The 16,517-nt window shown below is 37.9% G+C and carries 17 protein-coding genes; 9 read left to right on the top strand and 8 right to left on the bottom strand.

Going from position 1 to position 16,517, the window contains the following annotated elements:
• Positions 1 to 855 precede the first annotated feature (855 nt).
• The 8 genes from ACFG4S_RS12180 to ACFG4S_RS12145 all read left to right on the top strand — a co-directional run bounded on the left by ACFG4S_RS12180 (position 856) and on the right by ACFG4S_RS12145 (position 9,066).
• Positions 856 to 1,821, top strand: a complete 966-nt coding sequence (locus ACFG4S_RS12180) for a fatty acid desaturase (protein ID WP_392535043.1) — start codon at positions 856 to 858, stop codon at positions 1,819 to 1,821.
• On the top strand, positions 1,818 to 2,834 hold the full coding sequence (locus ACFG4S_RS12175) for an alpha/beta fold hydrolase (protein WP_392535042.1): 1,017 nt from the start codon (positions 1,818 to 1,820) through the stop codon (positions 2,832 to 2,834). Before ACFG4S_RS12180 ends, ACFG4S_RS12175 begins: the two co-directional genes overlap by 4 nt.
• A 56-nt stretch (positions 2,835 to 2,890) precedes the next feature.
• Positions 2,891 to 4,201, top strand: a complete 1,311-nt coding sequence (gene glnT, locus ACFG4S_RS12170) for a type III glutamate--ammonia ligase (protein ID WP_392535041.1) — start codon at positions 2,891 to 2,893, stop codon at positions 4,199 to 4,201.
• 395 nt (positions 4,202 to 4,596) lie between these two features.
• Positions 4,597 to 5,532: a hypothetical protein gene (locus tag ACFG4S_RS12165; RefSeq protein ID WP_392535040.1), complete on the top strand. Its 936-nt coding sequence runs from the start codon at positions 4,597 to 4,599 to the stop codon at positions 5,530 to 5,532.
• 335 nt (positions 5,533 to 5,867) lie between these two features.
• On the top strand, positions 5,868 to 7,061 hold the full coding sequence (locus tag ACFG4S_RS12160) for a family 10 glycosylhydrolase (protein WP_392535039.1): 1,194 nt from the start codon (positions 5,868 to 5,870) through the stop codon (positions 7,059 to 7,061).
• The gene (locus ACFG4S_RS12155; protein ID WP_392535038.1) at positions 7,058 to 7,267 is read left to right on the top strand and encodes a hypothetical protein; all 210 of its coding nucleotides are present in this window, start codon (positions 7,058 to 7,060) and stop codon (positions 7,265 to 7,267) included. Before ACFG4S_RS12160 ends, ACFG4S_RS12155 begins: the two co-directional genes overlap by 4 nt.
• Positions 7,268 to 7,533: 266 nt before the next feature.
• Positions 7,534 to 8,010: a hypothetical protein gene (locus ACFG4S_RS12150; protein WP_392535037.1), complete on the top strand. Its 477-nt coding sequence runs from the start codon at positions 7,534 to 7,536 to the stop codon at positions 8,008 to 8,010.
• A gap of 354 nt (positions 8,011 to 8,364) precedes the next feature.
• Positions 8,365 to 9,066: a DUF547 domain-containing protein gene (locus ACFG4S_RS12145; protein WP_392535036.1), complete on the top strand. Its 702-nt coding sequence runs from the start codon at positions 8,365 to 8,367 to the stop codon at positions 9,064 to 9,066.
• On the opposite strand, the gene ACFG4S_RS12140 is transcribed toward ACFG4S_RS12145, so the two are convergent.
• Both ACFG4S_RS12140 and ACFG4S_RS12135 read right to left on the bottom strand, forming a co-directional pair.
• Positions 9,051 to 9,806, bottom strand: a complete 756-nt coding sequence (locus ACFG4S_RS12140) for a TIGR04283 family arsenosugar biosynthesis glycosyltransferase (RefSeq protein ID WP_392535035.1) — start codon at positions 9,804 to 9,806, stop codon at positions 9,051 to 9,053. The two genes, ACFG4S_RS12145 and ACFG4S_RS12140, sit on opposite strands and share 16 nt — an antisense overlap.
• A 774-nt stretch (positions 9,807 to 10,580) precedes the next feature.
• A complete protein-coding gene (locus ACFG4S_RS12135) occupies positions 10,581 to 10,733 on the bottom strand; it encodes a hypothetical protein (RefSeq protein WP_392535034.1) in 153 nt (50 codons plus the stop codon).
• 111 nt (positions 10,734 to 10,844) lie between these two features.
• On the opposite strand from ACFG4S_RS12135, the gene ACFG4S_RS12130 reads away from it, so the two are divergent.
• Positions 10,845 to 11,606, top strand: coding sequence for a DUF6748 domain-containing protein (locus tag ACFG4S_RS12130; protein WP_392535033.1), 762 nt, complete (start codon positions 10,845 to 10,847; stop codon positions 11,604 to 11,606).
• A gap of 620 nt (positions 11,607 to 12,226) precedes the next feature.
• On the opposite strand, the gene ACFG4S_RS12125 is transcribed toward ACFG4S_RS12130, so the two are convergent.
• The 6 genes from ACFG4S_RS12125 to ACFG4S_RS12100 are packed head-to-tail and all read right to left on the bottom strand — an operon-like array spanning position 12,227 to position 16,362.
• Positions 12,227 to 12,628 carry a type II toxin-antitoxin system VapC family toxin gene (locus ACFG4S_RS12125; protein WP_392535032.1) on the bottom strand — a complete coding sequence of 134 codons (402 nt, stop codon included), beginning with the start codon at positions 12,626 to 12,628 and terminating at the stop codon, positions 12,227 to 12,229.
• On the bottom strand, positions 12,625 to 12,984 hold the full coding sequence (locus ACFG4S_RS12120) for a ribbon-helix-helix protein, CopG family (protein ID WP_392535031.1): 360 nt from the start codon (positions 12,982 to 12,984) through the stop codon (positions 12,625 to 12,627). Before ACFG4S_RS12120 ends, ACFG4S_RS12125 begins: the two co-directional genes overlap by 4 nt.
• Positions 12,985 to 13,043: 59 nt before the next feature.
• Positions 13,044 to 14,795 (bottom strand): ABC-three component system protein, encoded by a 1,752-nt coding sequence (locus ACFG4S_RS12115; RefSeq protein WP_392535030.1) that lies wholly within the window; start codon positions 14,793 to 14,795, stop codon positions 13,044 to 13,046.
• Complete coding sequence (locus ACFG4S_RS12110) at positions 14,792 to 15,019, bottom strand: ABC-three component system middle component 6 (protein WP_392535029.1); 228 nt, start codon at positions 15,017 to 15,019, stop codon at positions 14,792 to 14,794. Before ACFG4S_RS12110 ends, ACFG4S_RS12115 begins: the two co-directional genes overlap by 4 nt.
• A complete protein-coding gene (locus tag ACFG4S_RS12105; RefSeq protein WP_221706291.1) occupies positions 15,016 to 15,648 on the bottom strand; it encodes a hypothetical protein in 633 nt (210 codons plus the stop codon). The genes ACFG4S_RS12110 and ACFG4S_RS12105 overlap by 4 nt, the downstream gene beginning before the upstream one ends.
• Positions 15,649 to 15,651: 3 nt before the next feature.
• Entirely contained in the window at positions 15,652 to 16,362 is a 711-nt protein-coding gene (locus ACFG4S_RS12100) for a hypothetical protein (RefSeq protein WP_392535028.1), read from the bottom strand.
• Positions 16,363 to 16,517: the final 155 nt, after the last annotated feature.

The following is a 16,517-nucleotide window of genomic DNA, read 5'->3' as shown; positions in this document are numbered from 1 at the left end:
ATTAACCGTGTTTATTAAGCTATGTTTGCAAACTACAAAGTCTATAGTTTTGAACTGGTAATTAGCAATCAGGCTTAGTTATGTTTTTTATGCAGATCGTCTATTTTTGTAAAAATCCTTCACTTTTTAACCAAGAAAGGCAGAGGGCAAGAGGCTCAGTTGGCGGAAGGAAATTTTGATTCCAGATCTGGTGCCCGTGACCGGAGCGAACTTGGGTTTAAGTCCCTCACCAAAATCTCTGCCACAGGTGGCCTGCAATTGGTGTGGTTCTGTTCGCAAAGCGTCTCTGAAAGAGAAGCCCACACTAATTGCTACCTTCTGCCCTCTGCCGTCTAGCTTGAAACTGCCTTTCAGGCATTAGATGCTCTATTGAGGGAACAACCTCTTTTGTGCCAACCTTGACTGGAAGTTACGACATTTTGATGTATGGCTGTGAAATTTTTTCATCGGGACTGCCTTCCTCGTGAACCTATCCCACTAATAATATTTTGTTAATCCAGATGTGGATTGTATGTAGCAAGGTCATTGGGATTTGAGGACGAATACCTCGTTTGCGTAGGTCAACTCGTTTTTGTTTCGAGTCGTACCCTTTCTCAGCAGCCAATACTTTGATTCGCTTCTATCTAAAAATATTTAAAAATCAACCCACAGTACACAGCATCTTTTCAAAACTTCGCCGATCTGAATAAGTTTTAGAATCAGTACAAGTTCCGAAAAAATTGCTATGAGATTTTCTAATAACTCGATTGTTAATAAAACAGAATAAACTACAATACAGTTCATCTAAGGATTATTTGTAGAGTGTCAATGTTGGATTGCAATGTTTTACAATAGATTATCCGTCAGGCAAAAATTATGTCTAATGATAGCGTACTTACTCAATTAGAATTATCAAACAGTCAAGTTAATCAACAGCAAAAACCTCGCCAAATTCTTTCAGTACACGATCTGAGTGTATTAAATACTCGCTCTAACTCAAAAGGGTTGCGGCAACTGGCTTTGCATCTAAGTGTTATGGGATGTAGCGGTTATCTTTGGGGGACAAACTTGGGCCATTGGGAATTAGCAATCCCCGCACTAGTGGTTTATGGTTTTAGTATTGCTTCTATGTTTGCACCTATGCATGAATGCGTCCACACAACTGCATTCGCGGCTCGTCCTTTAAATAATGCCGTTGCTTGGGGTGCAGGATTGCTTTCATTTTATAACAGCACATTCTTTCGTTACTATCACAAATGGCATCACCTTTATACTCGCGTTCCTGATAAAGATCCAGAACTAACAGATCCCAAACCTAGCAACTTTGCACAATATTTATTAATCATTAGCGGTTTACCCTGGTGGTTGGGAAAAATTCAAGGACATTTCCAGATTGCATTGGGTAAATTTGATAGTTGTCCGTTTATACCTGATTCAGCACGTACTGAAGTGACTCGCTCCACTCAACTACAATTGGCAGTTTATGCAGCTATGCTCGGTCTATCAATAGCAGTACACCAGCCTTGGTTTCTACTTTATTGGCTGCTGCCATTGATTGTTGGTCAACCAATTCTGCGTTTTATTCTGTTAGCAGAACATACAGGCTGTACTCTTGATGCTAACCTGCTGACAAATACACGCACAACACTAACTCTGTGGCCTGTGCGATTTTTAATGTGGAATATGCCATTTCATGCTGAGCATCATTTATACCCATCAATTCCTTTTCATCTCCTGGCTAATGCTCATCAATTGTTAAGTTCGCACTTGGCTCATATTGAACCAGGCTATGTAAAAGTCAATTGGGATATTGTGACTAAATCGGGACAATCAGCTATATGACAAGATCCCCAAGTTTTCTAACGTTAGAAAACTTTAGGCTTGAGTGTGGTGCAGTTCTAAAAGAAGCGAGGATAGTGTACCAAACTTACGGCGAACTTGCAAGCGATCGCACTAACGCCATTCTCTACCCAACTTCTTACGGAGCGCAACATTGGGACATTGATTGGTTGATTCGTAGCGATGGTATTCTTGACCCCAACCGTTGGTTTATTATTATTCCCAATATGTTTGGTAATGGACTGTCAAGTTCACCTAGCAACTCCAAAGATTGTGGTCTAAGCGAACAAGGCTTTTGGTTTAGCCATGTAGATAATATTCGCGCTCAAGAGCAACTGTTGCGAGAAGTTTTCCAAATTGAACATCTAGCACTAATTTATGGCTGGTCAATGGGAGCGCAACAAGCATATCACTGGGGAGTATTGTACAGCGATCGCGTTGCTCGAATTGCTGCCTTGTGCGGTACGGCTCGCACTACCGACCATAACATCGTTTTTCTACAAAGCCTGCGAACAGCACTAACAGCCGATCCCACCTGGAATGGCAAGAGATTTGAAGCGACTCCAGAGCGGGGATATAAAGCTTTTGCGCGGATTTATGCTAGTTGGGCAGCTTCCCAAACGTTTTATCGTCAGGGCATTTACTACAAGCTGGGCTATACATCCTTAGAAGACTACTTGTTGCGCGCCTGGGAACCTTACTACAAACAGCGCGATCCGCATAATTTACTGGCAATGATTGATACCTGGTTGCGCTGTGATGTCAGCAATAACTCCATCTACGAAAATAATTACGAAAGGGCTATGGGTGAAATTAAAGCTAAAACGCTGGTAATGCCATCCACAACAGATTTATACTTTACTCCGGAAGATTGTGCTGCGGAAGCGGCGCTGATTCCTGAAGCTAAATATTTGCCAATACCTTCTGTTTGGGGTCATAGAGCAGGTAATCCTTACCAAAATTCTACTGATGAAAATTTCATTCGAGTTGCAATACAGCAATTGCTAAAAGAATAAGGAAATACAACTTTGGTATAAGTTTCATTTTGAATTTTTAATTGGAGTAAAGCGACTTGACTAAATTACTTTCGGAAATCGCACAGGAGAATAGTATCCGCTATTTTTTAATTTCATTTACAGATTTATTTGGAGTGCAACGGGCAAAACTTGTGCCTGCTGCCAGCATTGATAATATGGCAGCTAATGGCGCAGGATTTGCAGGATTTGCGGCTTGGCTGGATATGACTCCGGCAGATCCAGATATCTTAGCGATCCCCGATAGAGCCAGTTTGTTTCAATTACCTTGGAAACCTGAAGTTGCCTGGATGAGTGCGGATCTTTACACTGTGGATGGACAACCCATAGAACAAACACCCAGACTAGTGCTTAAACGTGTGCTTCAACAAGCCCAAGATTTAGGCTATAGCGTCCGCACAGGAGTAGAGTGTGAATATTTTCTACTGAATAGCGAAGATAACAGTATATCTGATTTGCGCGATCGTCAAAGCAAACCTTGCTACGACCAGCAAGCTCTGATGCGTCGCTATGAAGTGATTCATGAAATCTGCGATGCTATGTTGACATTTGGTTGGGGTGCTTACCAAAATGACCATGAAGATGCAAACGGTCAGTTTGAGATGAATTGGATGTATGCTGATGCCCTTGTCACCGCAGATCGTCATGCCTTCTTTAAATATATGGTTAAAACAATTGCCGAAAAGCACGGGTTGCGCGCGACCTTCATGCCCAAGCCTTTTTCCCATTTGACCGGTAATGGCTGCCACACTCATTTGTCTATCTGGGATACCGCAGGTAAGGTAAATCTCTTCCACGACGCACAGGGAGAACTGGGACTCTCACCTTTAGCTTACCAGTTCATTGCAGGCGTGTTGCATTCTGCTGAGGCATTGTGTGCTTTTTCAAATCCGGCAATCAATTCTTATAAACGAATTAACGCACCTGTCACTACTTCGGGGGCAACTTGGTCTCCTAGCACTATTACTTACAGTGGCAATAACCGCACTCATGCTATTCGCATTCCTGATGCTGGGCGTTTTGAGTTTCGTCTTGCTGATGGTGCAGCTAACCCCTACTTACTACCTGCTTCACTTATTGCTGCTGGACTTGATGGAATTTCCCAAAAACGCGATCCAGGACCACGTTATGACAATAATAGTTATACAGATCCGCTTCCGTTAGATCGGGTAAAACAGTTACCAACAAACTTATTAGATGCATTACGCTGCCTAAAAGCAAACACAGTTCTTACCCACAGCCTCGGAGAACGTTTAATCTCAGCTTATTTAAAATTGAAGCACCAACAGTGGAATGAATACAGTAGCTACATCACTCCCTGGGAACTAGAAAATACATTAGATTGCTAACTATAGTGATTTCAACAGATGAATAATTTTCTTCTAGAGTGGCAAAGCTAGCTAGAGCAAAAACTTAAACCTAGTAAATTCGTTATTATTGAAAATTTTGGTTTACCTATTTACGCCTATTTCAATCATTAAAAATTTACTCTAGCAAGTTTTACCACTCTAGAAAAAAATAAAACCCCAACCTATAATGTAACTCTTCTACTTAAAGATGCAGCGCAGAAAGTGACTGGCAATTGCAAACAAGACTTCGTGGCAGAAGTATTCCAATAAAGATCAACTTTAAATTAATTTATATTTTTGGTTATTTAGATTTAAACAATTCATCATAATTTATTAATCTTTAACTATTATTATGTCATTAGTTTAATTTCATATATAAAAAAATAGAATCCAGTATGCATAGTTTTCAGATAACCGAAGAATCATCAAATATATTCACAGAAATTGCTGATTTTGAAGAAAATATAGACAGTAATTATGTTTCCGATAATTATACATTTGCTCGTAATAGTTGGCGCAAAGACACATTTAAAAAAATCTCTTCAGAAATCAAAAATGATTTTTCGAGATTTATCTATAAAGAAATCAAAGAAGTTGTAACCAATAACCCAGTTTTAAATGCAATTGCCCAAGCAAATGTGAATCGCCAAGAGTTCAAGAACTTCGTTGTTCAGCACTACTTTAGTGCCGACTGGTTTATAGAACTTTTAATGCATGGTGAAACTCTTCTTTGTAAGCTTGGTCACGAAGAGCTTGCTGATGAATTTCGTTATAACTATGAAGATGAGATGGGTATTGCCAATGGTGTTCAGGTATTTGAAAATTCACACGAATCATGGCGGCAGGATTATTGTCAAGCGATTAGTATCGATCTCAAGTCTGAGAAGCCGATGGATTCAACTATTGGAAACCACCGCGAACCGCTGAAAAAACTAATAATAGAGAAAAATGGTTATTTTTTAGCAGGAATGTTAGCTGCGACAGAGATATATCTGGTAAAAGAGTTTCAAAAGATACAATTAGGAAGAGACAAATTATTTCCAGAAGTATTTATAATTACCGAAAAATGTTCTCTAGAAGTTGTTAATAAAAAGAAAAAAAATCGGAAGTACATTGACGATCATATTAAACATGATGCACTGCATTACGCTGATATTCTTGGACCTGCTCTTACTATTGTAGAAAAAGCAAAGGCGAATAATGGCATCGTAAATGGATACCATGTTGCTGAAGAAATTAAAGCAGGTATTCAAGCTGTTACACATGCAAAAGAAGAGTTTTATATAGGTTTGAAAGACTTAATATTGCCGGGAAAAATATCTAAATATTAAAGAGAGGTAAGAGGTTGTTTGAAAAGTGGTTAGCTGTGATTTTCAGCACCTATTGATTCCCTATAGCCTTACGTAAGTATGCCAGATCATTGTGGTTGTTTGACTTTCACTCCTGCTTTTTGTTCTTAGCAAATGCAGAAAATTTACCTGTAGTGACTACAAGAACGACGTAATACCAATTTAATGTGAAGTTGCAGATATCTCGATCCCCCTAAATCCCCCTTATAAAGGGGGGTTAGGGGGGATCGAATTCTATGCATCTTCATAAAGAATTGGTATAACGAAACAGGCTATTAAGTCTTAGTATATTGTCAAAAACTAAATTGGAGTTTTATATGCCGAGTCAAAAGAAAGAGCCAAGTGGATGCTCAAATATTCCGATCTCTATAATCCTAATTATCTTAGGAGGTGGTTATTGGTGGTTTAGCCAGAGAGGATATCTAGAAATAAGCAAGCTTTTAGATAATAGCAAGAAGATCAATATACATATTTTGAATCCTGCTATAAATAGCTCTCCAACTATTACTCCAACTGCTTCTATAGTTCCGTCAGTTTCTGCAAAAAAGATTACTCCAACTTTAGCTCCTAACAACAACAAAACTTTACCACAAGTAATCCTAAAAGAAAAAATCAAATCGCCTCAAACACCTTGGGAAAAGAAAGTTATTAGAGGAATTTATTTAACTCGCTATCAAGTTACCAATAATGTTGATGAACAAACGATTCGTGAAAGAGTTCGTTACTATCGCTCTCAAGGAATTAATACAATTATTCACGGTGTTTGGGGGAATGGTTGTACGATGTATAATAGTGAGGTTATGCAGCAAAGCTTTGGATATAAAAGTTGTCCAAACCAGTTTCAAGAGCAATGGTTAAATTGGTTGATAGACGAAGCACATAAACAAGGAATGCAAGTTCATGCTTATTTTGAAAAGGGTATTAAAATAGATAAAAATAGCCCGATTTTTGATTTAGCGATTAATCGGAAATGGATTGTTCCAGGAGTGGATAAAACCTACTCTGGAATTGATCATTATGTACTGGATGTGGAAATTCCTGAAGTTGCTAATCTTTTTAGAAACATATTAGTAGAGTTTGTCAAGAAATATCCAAATATCGATGCAGTTCAATGGGATGATTATCTAGGTTATTATGCTGAGTTACCAGGAAAAGTTGATCGGACTGCAAATTTAACTAAATTTGTGCAACAAATGGCAACTGCAATGAAAGTAGCTAATGGGTCAGTGAGTTTTGATATTTGTCATCATAATCCTTATTGGGCTAAAAAATATTTTGCGGCTGACTGGGAAAAATGGGGTGTGGATCGCGTATTTATTCAAGCTTATAATGATAGTAATTTTGTTGAAGAATTAAATTACGCTCAAAAATATGCCGGAATTGCAATTACAGATCGGCAGTTTGGTCGTTTAAAAGAATTAGTTGATAATCCAAAAATCAAAAGCATCTTAGTTTTTCCGTTTTCAGGAAATCCAGAAAAAACAGCTTCTAGCTTAAAAAACTCGCTTTGAACATGGAGAAAGTGGCGATCGCTCTTATGGAGGGTAGTCCATCCCCTAAGAGCAATCGATTCTCACGAGTGATTGCCGAAAGTGCTGCTCATGTCGGCTATAGGAGTGATGAGTGGCGTGTTGGTAGGAAATCTGGTGCGAAGATTCGGTTTGGTAGCTCTTTTAGACTGATGTACGCCATCTTTAAAATAAGTTTCCGGCATTAATGTCTGCAAGAAAACCACATTTCTCTCCTGCTGTATGTTTCTTAAGAGACGACAAATCCCTCTCAAGTCATAGATGCATTATGTGCTGTGATAGAGGCTTTTTTACTCCTACATGAGTATTCTATTTAAATTAGATAAAGGTATTGCAAGATTAATCATAATTTTTCTGCTTTCTACCTAAATTGTCAGTGTATTTGCTGAAAAAGATACAATTCTTAAGGTCATGTTGGTAGTAGATAAATAATCTTAGAATCACGATGGCAAACATGGATAATACAAACGAAGTTGATAGTGCTAAAAATCAATTAGATCAGCAGCAAATAGGGGATGAAACTAATATAGATTCCTCATCTAACGAACATATACAGACAAATAAAACAATTAATATAGATGGTCAACGTCCAGTCGATCCAAGTAATTTTGAAATAAAAGAAACAATTAATATAGATGGTCAGCGTCCAATTGGGAAAAATGAAACCGATTATGATAAAACAATTAATATAGATGGTCAACGCCCAATTGCTAAGAGCGCTTTTCCAGAATATGACATGCTAAATGTAGACGGAAAGCGGCCAATTGACCCTAGTGATTTAGAGGTTGAGGACATCCTTGACATAGACGGTGAACGTCCGATTGCTAAGAGTAATTTCCAAGTTCAGGATACTCTAGAGGTAGATGGTAGCCGCCCAATAGGTTCAGATAACACTGTTGAAGAGCCAATAATAACAGATTATGTAGACTAAAAGCACGACTTTTCTTGACACTGTAAAATGGTGAAGATAAAACACGGGTATGCAATAATCTACATTGTCATACTTTCTTGTACTATGCCTTTGCTAGCCTGTTTAGTCTATGAAAGCGGATTAACAAACTTTGGGGGTTTAAGTCAAGAGCCTAATGACGGCAGCGCCAATGAACCCCTAAATCTAAATAAGAGTGACTTTCATGTAATTACGAATTGTGTAAGCGTTGCAGTAGCGTTCCTTGCGCGTCTCGTAGAGAGGAACGAGCGTCATTGCGAATTGGTTTAATCGCTTTATTTCTCAATTTGGATTGTTATGGGTAAAAATAACGGCTAACATATCAACACAGCGATAATGATTGATTTTGAACCTTGGGACAGATTGTTGCGTCAGTATGTTAATCAGCAGGGTCGTGTAGACTATGTAGCTTGGAAAAAAGAACAACCCCAAGCAATTGCAGATTGGTTACTCTACCAAAAAAATCTGGCTTTTAAATCTAATAGCAACAATCTCGAACAATTGGCATTGTGGATCAACCTTTACAATGCGTTCACCATTTCAACAATTTTAGAGAGATACCCGATAGAATCGATTCGTCCGCGAATTTTAGGGATTCCCAATTGGCTAGCTTTTTTGTGGTTCTTCCAACGTCGCGCTTATTATATGTTTGGGGAAAGTTATAGTTTAGCTAAAATAGAGAACTCTATTCTACGGGAAAAATTGCAAGAGCCACGAATTCATTTTGCGATCGTCTGTGCTTCGGTTGGTTGTCCTTTACTACGTTCGGGAGCCTACTTTTCTGAGCAAGTCAATCAGCAATTAGATGAAGATGCACGTCGTTTCATAAATAATCCTGAAAAAGTCCGTTATGACATCGAGAGCAAAACACTTTACTGTAATAAAATCTTGAAGTGGTATCGTCAGGATTTTTTAAAGGTTGCACCCTCGATTCCCGAATACATTCGCTCCTACTTAAAAACAGACTATCCCCTTAATACCTCAACGCGGATATCCTATCTTGACTATGACTGGAGCTTAAATCAGCGAATATCTTGATAAAACTGTTTAAGATAATTTGCATTAACGCCAATCCCCCACAAAAGGCCAATATAAAGGTAAATTGCAGTTGCTTTGAGGCTACCCCATTTGGCTACGCGACGATCTGAGGAATGAACAATCCGATTTACTAGATAAATACGTCCTTTTTTAACTAATTTCAGGCATAAATCTCCATCCTCCATAATTGGCAATGCCTCATCAAATCCGCCACAATCCCAAAAATCAATCCGACGACAGAACATTACTTGATCCCCAAACAACAGATGCAATCCTCGGAAAAATAGGTGAGGCTTAAATAACAGTGGTGCGTAATAGGTTTTTAAATAATTATGTAGAGAGATACCCCAACGAGTTGTTTGAGATCCTGACATCAGAGAAATGAACCCACCACAGGCAACGGTAGGTTCTGCCAGAGTCTTGTTGATGACGGTAATTAGATCATCTGGAACCCAAGTATCTGCATGAAGAAAGCAAATAATATCTCCAGTTACTGCTGATGCTCCATAGTTCATCTGAAGAGAACGCCCTGGTTTTTGAGATAAAAGAAATTGTACATTCAAAGTTTGATTAAATGACTCAAAAATTCGCTTTGCAACTGTCACCGTCTGATCTTGGCTGCCACCATCTACCACTATCACTTCGTCAGGAGGAGGGTTAAGTAAAGTCAGTTGGCGCAATGTCTGCCCTAAGTTAGTTGCTTCATTTAAAGTAGGAATGATAATAGAAACTTGAGACATACCGATTTAGTAGTTTTATTGTTATCTTTATTTTACTTGTTGATATCGTTCGGCTTCAGCCCAAAGATAAATCGGACAATGTTGAGACGTTTTATAAACATTTCATACAAAGCATTTTTCACTAAAATGGTTGCTGTACTAATAATTAAAAATAAGAACCGATATCTGTGTGAACAGTAAGAAGTTTGTAATAAACTTGAGGATGAACTAACACCAGCATGCCAAATATGAAGGGTATCAATAGTCGTCTAAAACGATAAATGATTGCACTTATAAAAATACGCTTTCGTTTTTATAGATAGTTTTAAGTTTGATTGGATCATGAGTATGATTTAAAAGACTTTTCAGGCTCTATGAGCTATTAGTTATCGAAAATAAATTTAAATATAGATTTGACAAACAGTTACCCACAGCTATTACAGATTCATAGATAATTGTAAAAAGTTGCATTGATTTCAAAGAGGGATTTACCTCTCTCCATAATGTAGCTGTGTTGTCAGTACCAAAGGATGTTCGTAGCGGTTGTTACTCGTTAGTGCTTCTTTGGTAGAATCCGCCCTGTTTAATCAAATGGAGTGAGTAGACGAACGCAAGCCCCACTCTGAATGGCGATCGCTCTTAAGGCAAATTGTAAACGTTGCTGTAAATAATACTAGCGTCTACCTAAATATAGGTAAGCGCTAGGATTATCGTAAAACTTCTTTTGACCCAGGTGTGAACCGATGCGAGATTAATTCAAAAGTCAGGTTACACTCAAAATCGGAGTCTACAAACTCAACGATCTGCTTGAGTCAGCTTTTGCTGTTCTTGTGCGATCGCACAAGAACAGTTTTGGCTAAATGCAGAGATTGGGCGTAAAATCAGGTGATTCTGGGACAAAGTTTGGCTAAAACAATGAGTTCTTAAAATTCCTTTAAGGTTTCCCACAAGGTTTTTTTAACCTATTGTCAGTAGTATAAAAATTCTCGTATTCCAACTCCCTTGTTAACTTTGCTTTTAACAAAGGTATTTAACCCTCAAATAAAATCTAAACCTCCCATGAACAAACACTCATTTAACTACAAATACTCGATTATTCCTCTATTAGGCGCAATAATAGTTAGCAACGGATTTTCCTCCAAAGTATCGGCGCAAAATATTTCTGCTCCAGACACTACTGATTCTGTTGCAGTCACTGTCAAAAATCAAGACTTTCCACAGTGGGGATATTACACGGTGCGAAGAGATTTCCGCAAATGTGTTTCTCCTATATGTGGGGGATATTTCATCAAGCAAGTCAACTTAAAAGCTACTCCTTGCGCTGATGGTGTTTTTCGTGAGGAATGTTATGTTACTGCAATTGATTGGAGTTCCTTGAAAGTCTCACCTTACCAACTGGTAAAAATTCAAAATGATGATGGTAGCCGTGTGATTCTCAGAGGTAACATCGTTCCAGTAACATTTCCTGGCTTCGGTGAGTTTGGTGATTTGAGAGTAAAAGAAGCCTTCTATGCCGCTACAGATGCCCCAGCGAAAGGTACTTTTGTGGGACTAAAAGACAATGGCATTCGTTGCATCACAACTCCTTGCTTCTCCACAGTTCAGCTGCTTCTAAATAAGCCGAAGATTTCTCAAGTTTCGTCAATCGATTTGAGTCAAACGGGCGCAACACAAAAACAAATTGACGCAGCAACAAGCGAAATTTTCGGTCAAGGTTTGATTGCTGTAGGTCAAACTGAGGTAGTAGAAAATGTAGATCCGATCAAGAGAGATACTAAGTTTGTCGCTACACAATTTTATCTGAGAGTGGAACCGAACTAAAAGAATTTCCGCTCTGACGATGATTTTATGGTAGGTAACTCTTAATAGGCAACAGGCAACAGTAAAAACTTGGGATTGTTCCATGTTAACAGTTCCCTGTTAAGAGTTCCCGACTTTTGCAAGAAGTCTACTGATGTTTATGAATATACCACTGGTAAGAAGATTGAACCAAAACACGCGATGTTGTACAACGGTGGTAAAATTACAGGCATTGGTATGTCATTTCTCCCGGATTTCTCACAAGTGATAAATCCCGATAGCATAGAATTTGTGTTATTAATTTTTTATTTATATGCTAATACATTAAAACTATAAAAATAACCGTAAATATACGCTTCAAAATGCCAATCTATCGGCATCTATCCGCGTATATATTCGGCTAAAATTCATACTTTTCTACTTACAAAATCCAGCCTTAATGCACTAACCCGATCGCTCTTTTCGTCAAAGCTTCAGCAGTCAATCCATTAAACGCCATCAACTCGCCAGCGCTGGCTATAATATGGCAGTTTTTGCCATTTTATGCCATCGTGCAGGAAATTTTATTTCTGATTGAACTACTGAGGATGCTGGGTTAGGAACAGCATATACAGCCTACCGGACTAACTAATGTTGAGTTTCTAAGGCAGAGTCCAATTTTCCAGTTTTAGTCCGTTGATGCGTTCGTAATGACGAGTATTGTTTGTTACTAAAGTGTAATTTTCTGCAAGTGCAACACTAGCAATTAGTAAATCAAATTCAGCAATTGTTTGTCCTATTTTACGGAGTTCTGCCTTGAATTCACCATACTTTCTGAGAGCAGGATCAGTTAAAGGTAGAACAGGTAAGTTTTGAATAAAGTCTTCTGCACGAGCTAAATTTTCCACTACTCGTTGAGAATTATAAGCACCAAAATATAACTCAGCAACCGTGATACTGCAAATACAAATTTGCTCCCATCCTATTTCTCTAACTTTAGTTCTGACTGAATTAATATCTTTAATCCAATAAATGCAAGTATCGGTATCAAGTAAATAAGTCATAGACTAATGTCATTGTTAGAAATAGTACGGCTATCATAAATATCTTTGACTATTTCCTCAGCAGTACGTTCATCTTCCCAAGGGCCCAGCCTTTCCATAAAAGTGTCTAGTGGATGCGCTTTTGGCTGCTGCTCAGATGAGAGAATGATTTCATTCACTATCAATTGATTTGCTTCTAGAACTCCTAATTTTTTGGTTTCCTCTTTAGCTATAACCATGATTTGCATCAAGGTTATAGCCTGACGCAGAACATCACTTTTACTCGTGCCTATTTTATTTGCTAGTTCGTCTAATATCTGATTTAGTTCAGGTGACAAATCTAAGTTTAAGCGAACCATCTTTTGAGTATTAGTCATGGTTCCATCCTTGTGTAAAATCTTAAGTACATTCTTAATATTTAAATCTACATTGTTACCTAAAAACTAATGCCTAGTAGTCCTCCCTCCTCATTCTCATCTGTAAGTCTTAGTCTCACAAAAGAATCAAAATTAAAATCAAGTGGGAACTCTGAACGTGGAACCATATCTGAATTCAATGTACAGATATACTGAAAGCCAAGCCTTCTTGACTCTCTATCAGCTAATTGTAGAGCAAGGGATACCTGTCTCTCATCTACACCATCAAAAATTGTGCTGTCATGAATTAATATGCGCGGTGAAGGGTCACGCTCTGACCAAAGTTGCGCCAACATTAAGTCATAACAGAATATCTTCATCTTATCGATCCCTTCACTACCATCACGTCTAATTTCTACTCGAAAACTAAACCCATTGCTTCCTACATCAATAACAAGTGTTCCTGGAACGTCGTAAAGAAATCGAGAGTTAATGCTGAATAAATTAATAGCACGTTCTGCTTGCTCATTCCGTTCTCCATAGTCACGACGTGCGCGTTGTAGTAACTGTTCTTTTTCAATTTTTAAGGTACTGTTTTGCTCCTCAAATTGTTTTAATTCTTCGATGCGCTTATTAATTTCATTGAGATTAGCTACATCATCAAGATAAATTTCTTGTAGCATTGTGTATTCTTCTAAAGCTCCATGCGTCTTTAGCACTTCTAAAAGTTCGGCACGCTCATTAGTTTTCTCTCTAATAAAACTTTCTCTAGACGATATTTCCCTTCTAATCCGTTGAATTTCACTTCCTAAAAACTCCCGACGATTCTCTATTAGTCTGCGATGAAATATTTCTACTTCTTCTAGTCTTCTAATTACTAAACCTGGTAACTCAACACCTGCATTCTCATATATACGAACAACCTGTTCTGGTCTTGGTTCATCCTCTGAATCAAGACTAGATTGATAAAACTCCAGTAATTTATTTTCAATAATCTTTTTATTTGTTGCTTCGTGAATTTGTGAGGTTAAACGGTTAACAGTTGCCTCTAATTCATGGTATTGGGACGCTACCCTAAAATTGTTAAGAGTTTCTTTTCTTTCACGTAATTGTGCTTCTACCTGAACTTTTAAAGCTTCAAGTTCACCGAGAGAACCAAAAATGCCAATTACAACTCCAGGTTCTGTATCTTTTTTAAGTTTTTTAATCTCTGCTATTAATTTTTGTTTATCCTTTAAAAGTTGTAAATCTCTTACCTCTTCCCAAGCAAGACCTAGTAAAAAAGCATTATTAACTTGCTTATCCCATCCAGGTTGCTTTGAGTGATGCTCAAATGGTGTAGAAAATGCGTCTCTTCTTCGACGGATAAAGTAAGAAATCAGTCCTCTAAAAGTAGGCTTATATTTCTTAGCTTCATTATCAATGGTTAATCCAAATGTTAGATTTCCCAAAACAGCCTTCCAGTCTTCCAAACTTAGAACTTTTTTACCTTCTTGTTCTTTTGGCTGAATAGGCCAGTTAGCAGTATCTCCATCAATTACTACCTGAGACCGATCATCAGTATTTCTTGTAACAGTGATAATTTGATTTGCAAGTGTAAGCTCTAAACTAAAAGCCCAACCACGAATATTTCTAGAACCAAGTCCTTTGGCTGTTGTAATTGTACCTCCAAGACAAAAATGAATAATTTCAATGAGAGTAGATTTACCTAATCCATTACGGGAATCTCTTCTGCCAGAGTCTTCTGTGCGATCTGCTAAAACTACGTTAAAGCCAGGTCTAAACTTTACCGTTTTGAATGATGCATGATTACAACGAACAGCATGAATCATCGTTGACACCTACGAAGTAATCCTGTATTCATCTCAATTGCTCCCATAGCGTATAGAAGATCAAGAGTTAAAACAAAACGTTCAAATGTTGCAACTTCTGGCATGGTACCAACAGCACTCCAAAGTGATGAAACTGTTCTTGGCTGGTACAATTGTTCTAGTATTGTAGCACCTACTCCTAATAGAGAGTGACTGGTAGAGATATGTTTTGTAGGAAGAATCATCGCTCAAACACCTCGCACTTCTCAAATAGATAGTACAGCACTGCTAAACCAGCTGCTCGTAGGTCATAATCTAGACTACGATTGCAAGAAAACTCATGCAAAGCATCCAATAGAGCATTTCCCGTCAATCCTGCTGCTCGAAGATTGTGGTACTCCCTAGCGAATCCTGCCTTTAGCTTTTCAGGAAAATCAGGAATTACATTAACCATATTCTCAACAAATTTGCCAACCATTCTTGCTTGGATCACACCGCTCGTTAGTCTTGATTGAGCAGATCCAGTCAGTTCATTTTGAGACATTTTTCTAACTACTGGAACAACAGTATAGCTTTCATCAAATTCTACGGGCATACTAAGGATTCCGTCAGTAACCATATCCAACTCTCTGAATGTAATATTTGCCATTGCATTAACAAGTAAATCCTGCTCTTGTTGAGAATTTGATAAATAATTAAATTCAGTTTGATATTCCTTAATTCTACATTTTACTTCACTAATTTGCTTTTTTAATTTTGCTTTGGGTTGTACTTCTTGAGTAAGGCGCAATTCATCTTCTAGTTCCTTTTGTAGTATATAGTCTTTATCTATATGTTCTTTTAAATCTTGTTTTCGTTGCTGATGTAAATCCACTATTTAGTTTCCTTTAAATCGCATCATCAACGCTTGCAAAGCTGCTTTTAGGTCTATTCCTGTTCCCAGTTCTACTTCACCTTCATAATCCAAAATAAAAGGAATAAGAGGTATACCAACTTTCAACCTGTGCTTGAAATCTAATCCAGGGGCATTGATAACTTCCACTAATGCTGTTTGACTCGGAGGTAAAGCAGTACCATTTTGTTGTAATTTAGTTATATTTTGCTGTATTCCTTGGAAAATAAGCTGCATTTCTTGCTCTGTTATTTTGTTTGTTTCTATGGCATCTAAAACAGTAGAAATCATAAACATTTGAGATTGATCTAATTGTTCAGTGATGGCTGCAATTATGTTCTGTTCACCAGCGTTATAACGATCTAGTAGTCCTTGACGCAAGTGATTAATGTTTTCATAAATTGCCTTTTGACCAGCAAATAATCTATCTATTCTGGTGTTTATCTGTTGCAATTGAATGGCTACATTTTGCATTTGTACAGTTGGTTCGCCAGTTATCTGCACTCGTAGTTCGTCGTATTCCTTCTGATAGCGATTAGCCGATTCGCGCAATTGCTCAATTTCTCTTGTGTACTTAGCCTTGCGACGTGGATCATCTTCATACCGCAAGGAATCTTCATACTCTTTGAGTAAATCCTGGTCTTGTCTAATGTTGTCTTCTAAATGTTGTAGTCTCAAGTCGAAGTTTGAAGGCATCACGTCTAAGAGTTATTATTTTAAGTTAGGTATGAAAAAAACTGTAGCATTTTAGACTCAATAACGGTTAACTATAATAGTTAACTTAAGTAATAATCCCAATTTTTTGAACGTAAAAATTCCTACCCAGCTTTAGACTAGATAGGAATAGTACA

The sequence above is a fragment of the Nostoc sp. C117 genome (assembly GCF_043099735.1).
Lineage (GTDB): Bacteria > Cyanobacteriota > Cyanobacteriia > Cyanobacteriales > Nostocaceae > Nostoc.
This window is presented reverse-complemented; position numbering and strand designations above follow the sequence as displayed.

Bases quoted from the DNA above. Each gene is read 5' to 3' on its own strand.
- ACFG4S_RS12180 (WP_392535043.1), top strand. From the start codon at position 856: ATGTCTAATGATAGCGTACTTACTCAATTAGAATTATCAAACAGTCAA.
- ACFG4S_RS12175 (WP_392535042.1), top strand. From the start codon at position 1,818: ATGACAAGATCCCCAAGTTTTCTAACGTTAGAAAACTTTAGGCTTGAG.
- ACFG4S_RS12165 (WP_392535040.1), top strand. From the start codon at position 4,597: ATGCATAGTTTTCAGATAACCGAAGAATCATCAAATATATTCACAGAA.
- ACFG4S_RS12160 (WP_392535039.1), top strand. From the start codon at position 5,868: ATGCCGAGTCAAAAGAAAGAGCCAAGTGGATGCTCAAATATTCCGATC.
- ACFG4S_RS12150 (WP_392535037.1), top strand. From the start codon at position 7,534: ATGGATAATACAAACGAAGTTGATAGTGCTAAAAATCAATTAGATCAG.
- ACFG4S_RS12145 (WP_392535036.1), top strand. From the start codon at position 8,365: ATGATTGATTTTGAACCTTGGGACAGATTGTTGCGTCAGTATGTTAAT.
- ACFG4S_RS12140 (WP_392535035.1), bottom strand. From the start codon at position 9,806: ATGTCTCAAGTTTCTATTATCATTCCTACTTTAAATGAAGCAACTAAC.
- ACFG4S_RS12130 (WP_392535033.1), top strand. From the start codon at position 10,845: ATGAACAAACACTCATTTAACTACAAATACTCGATTATTCCTCTATTA.
- ACFG4S_RS12125 (WP_392535032.1), bottom strand. From the start codon at position 12,628: ATGACTTATTTACTTGATACCGATACTTGCATTTATTGGATTAAAGAT.
- ACFG4S_RS12120 (WP_392535031.1), bottom strand. From the start codon at position 12,984: ATGACTAATACTCAAAAGATGGTTCGCTTAAACTTAGATTTGTCACCT.
- ACFG4S_RS12115 (WP_392535030.1), bottom strand. From the start codon at position 14,795: ATGATTCATGCTGTTCGTTGTAATCATGCATCATTCAAAACGGTAAAG.
- ACFG4S_RS12110 (WP_392535029.1), bottom strand. From the start codon at position 15,019: ATGATTCTTCCTACAAAACATATCTCTACCAGTCACTCTCTATTAGGA.
- ACFG4S_RS12100 (WP_392535028.1), bottom strand. From the start codon at position 16,362: ATGCCTTCAAACTTCGACTTGAGACTACAACATTTAGAAGACAACATT.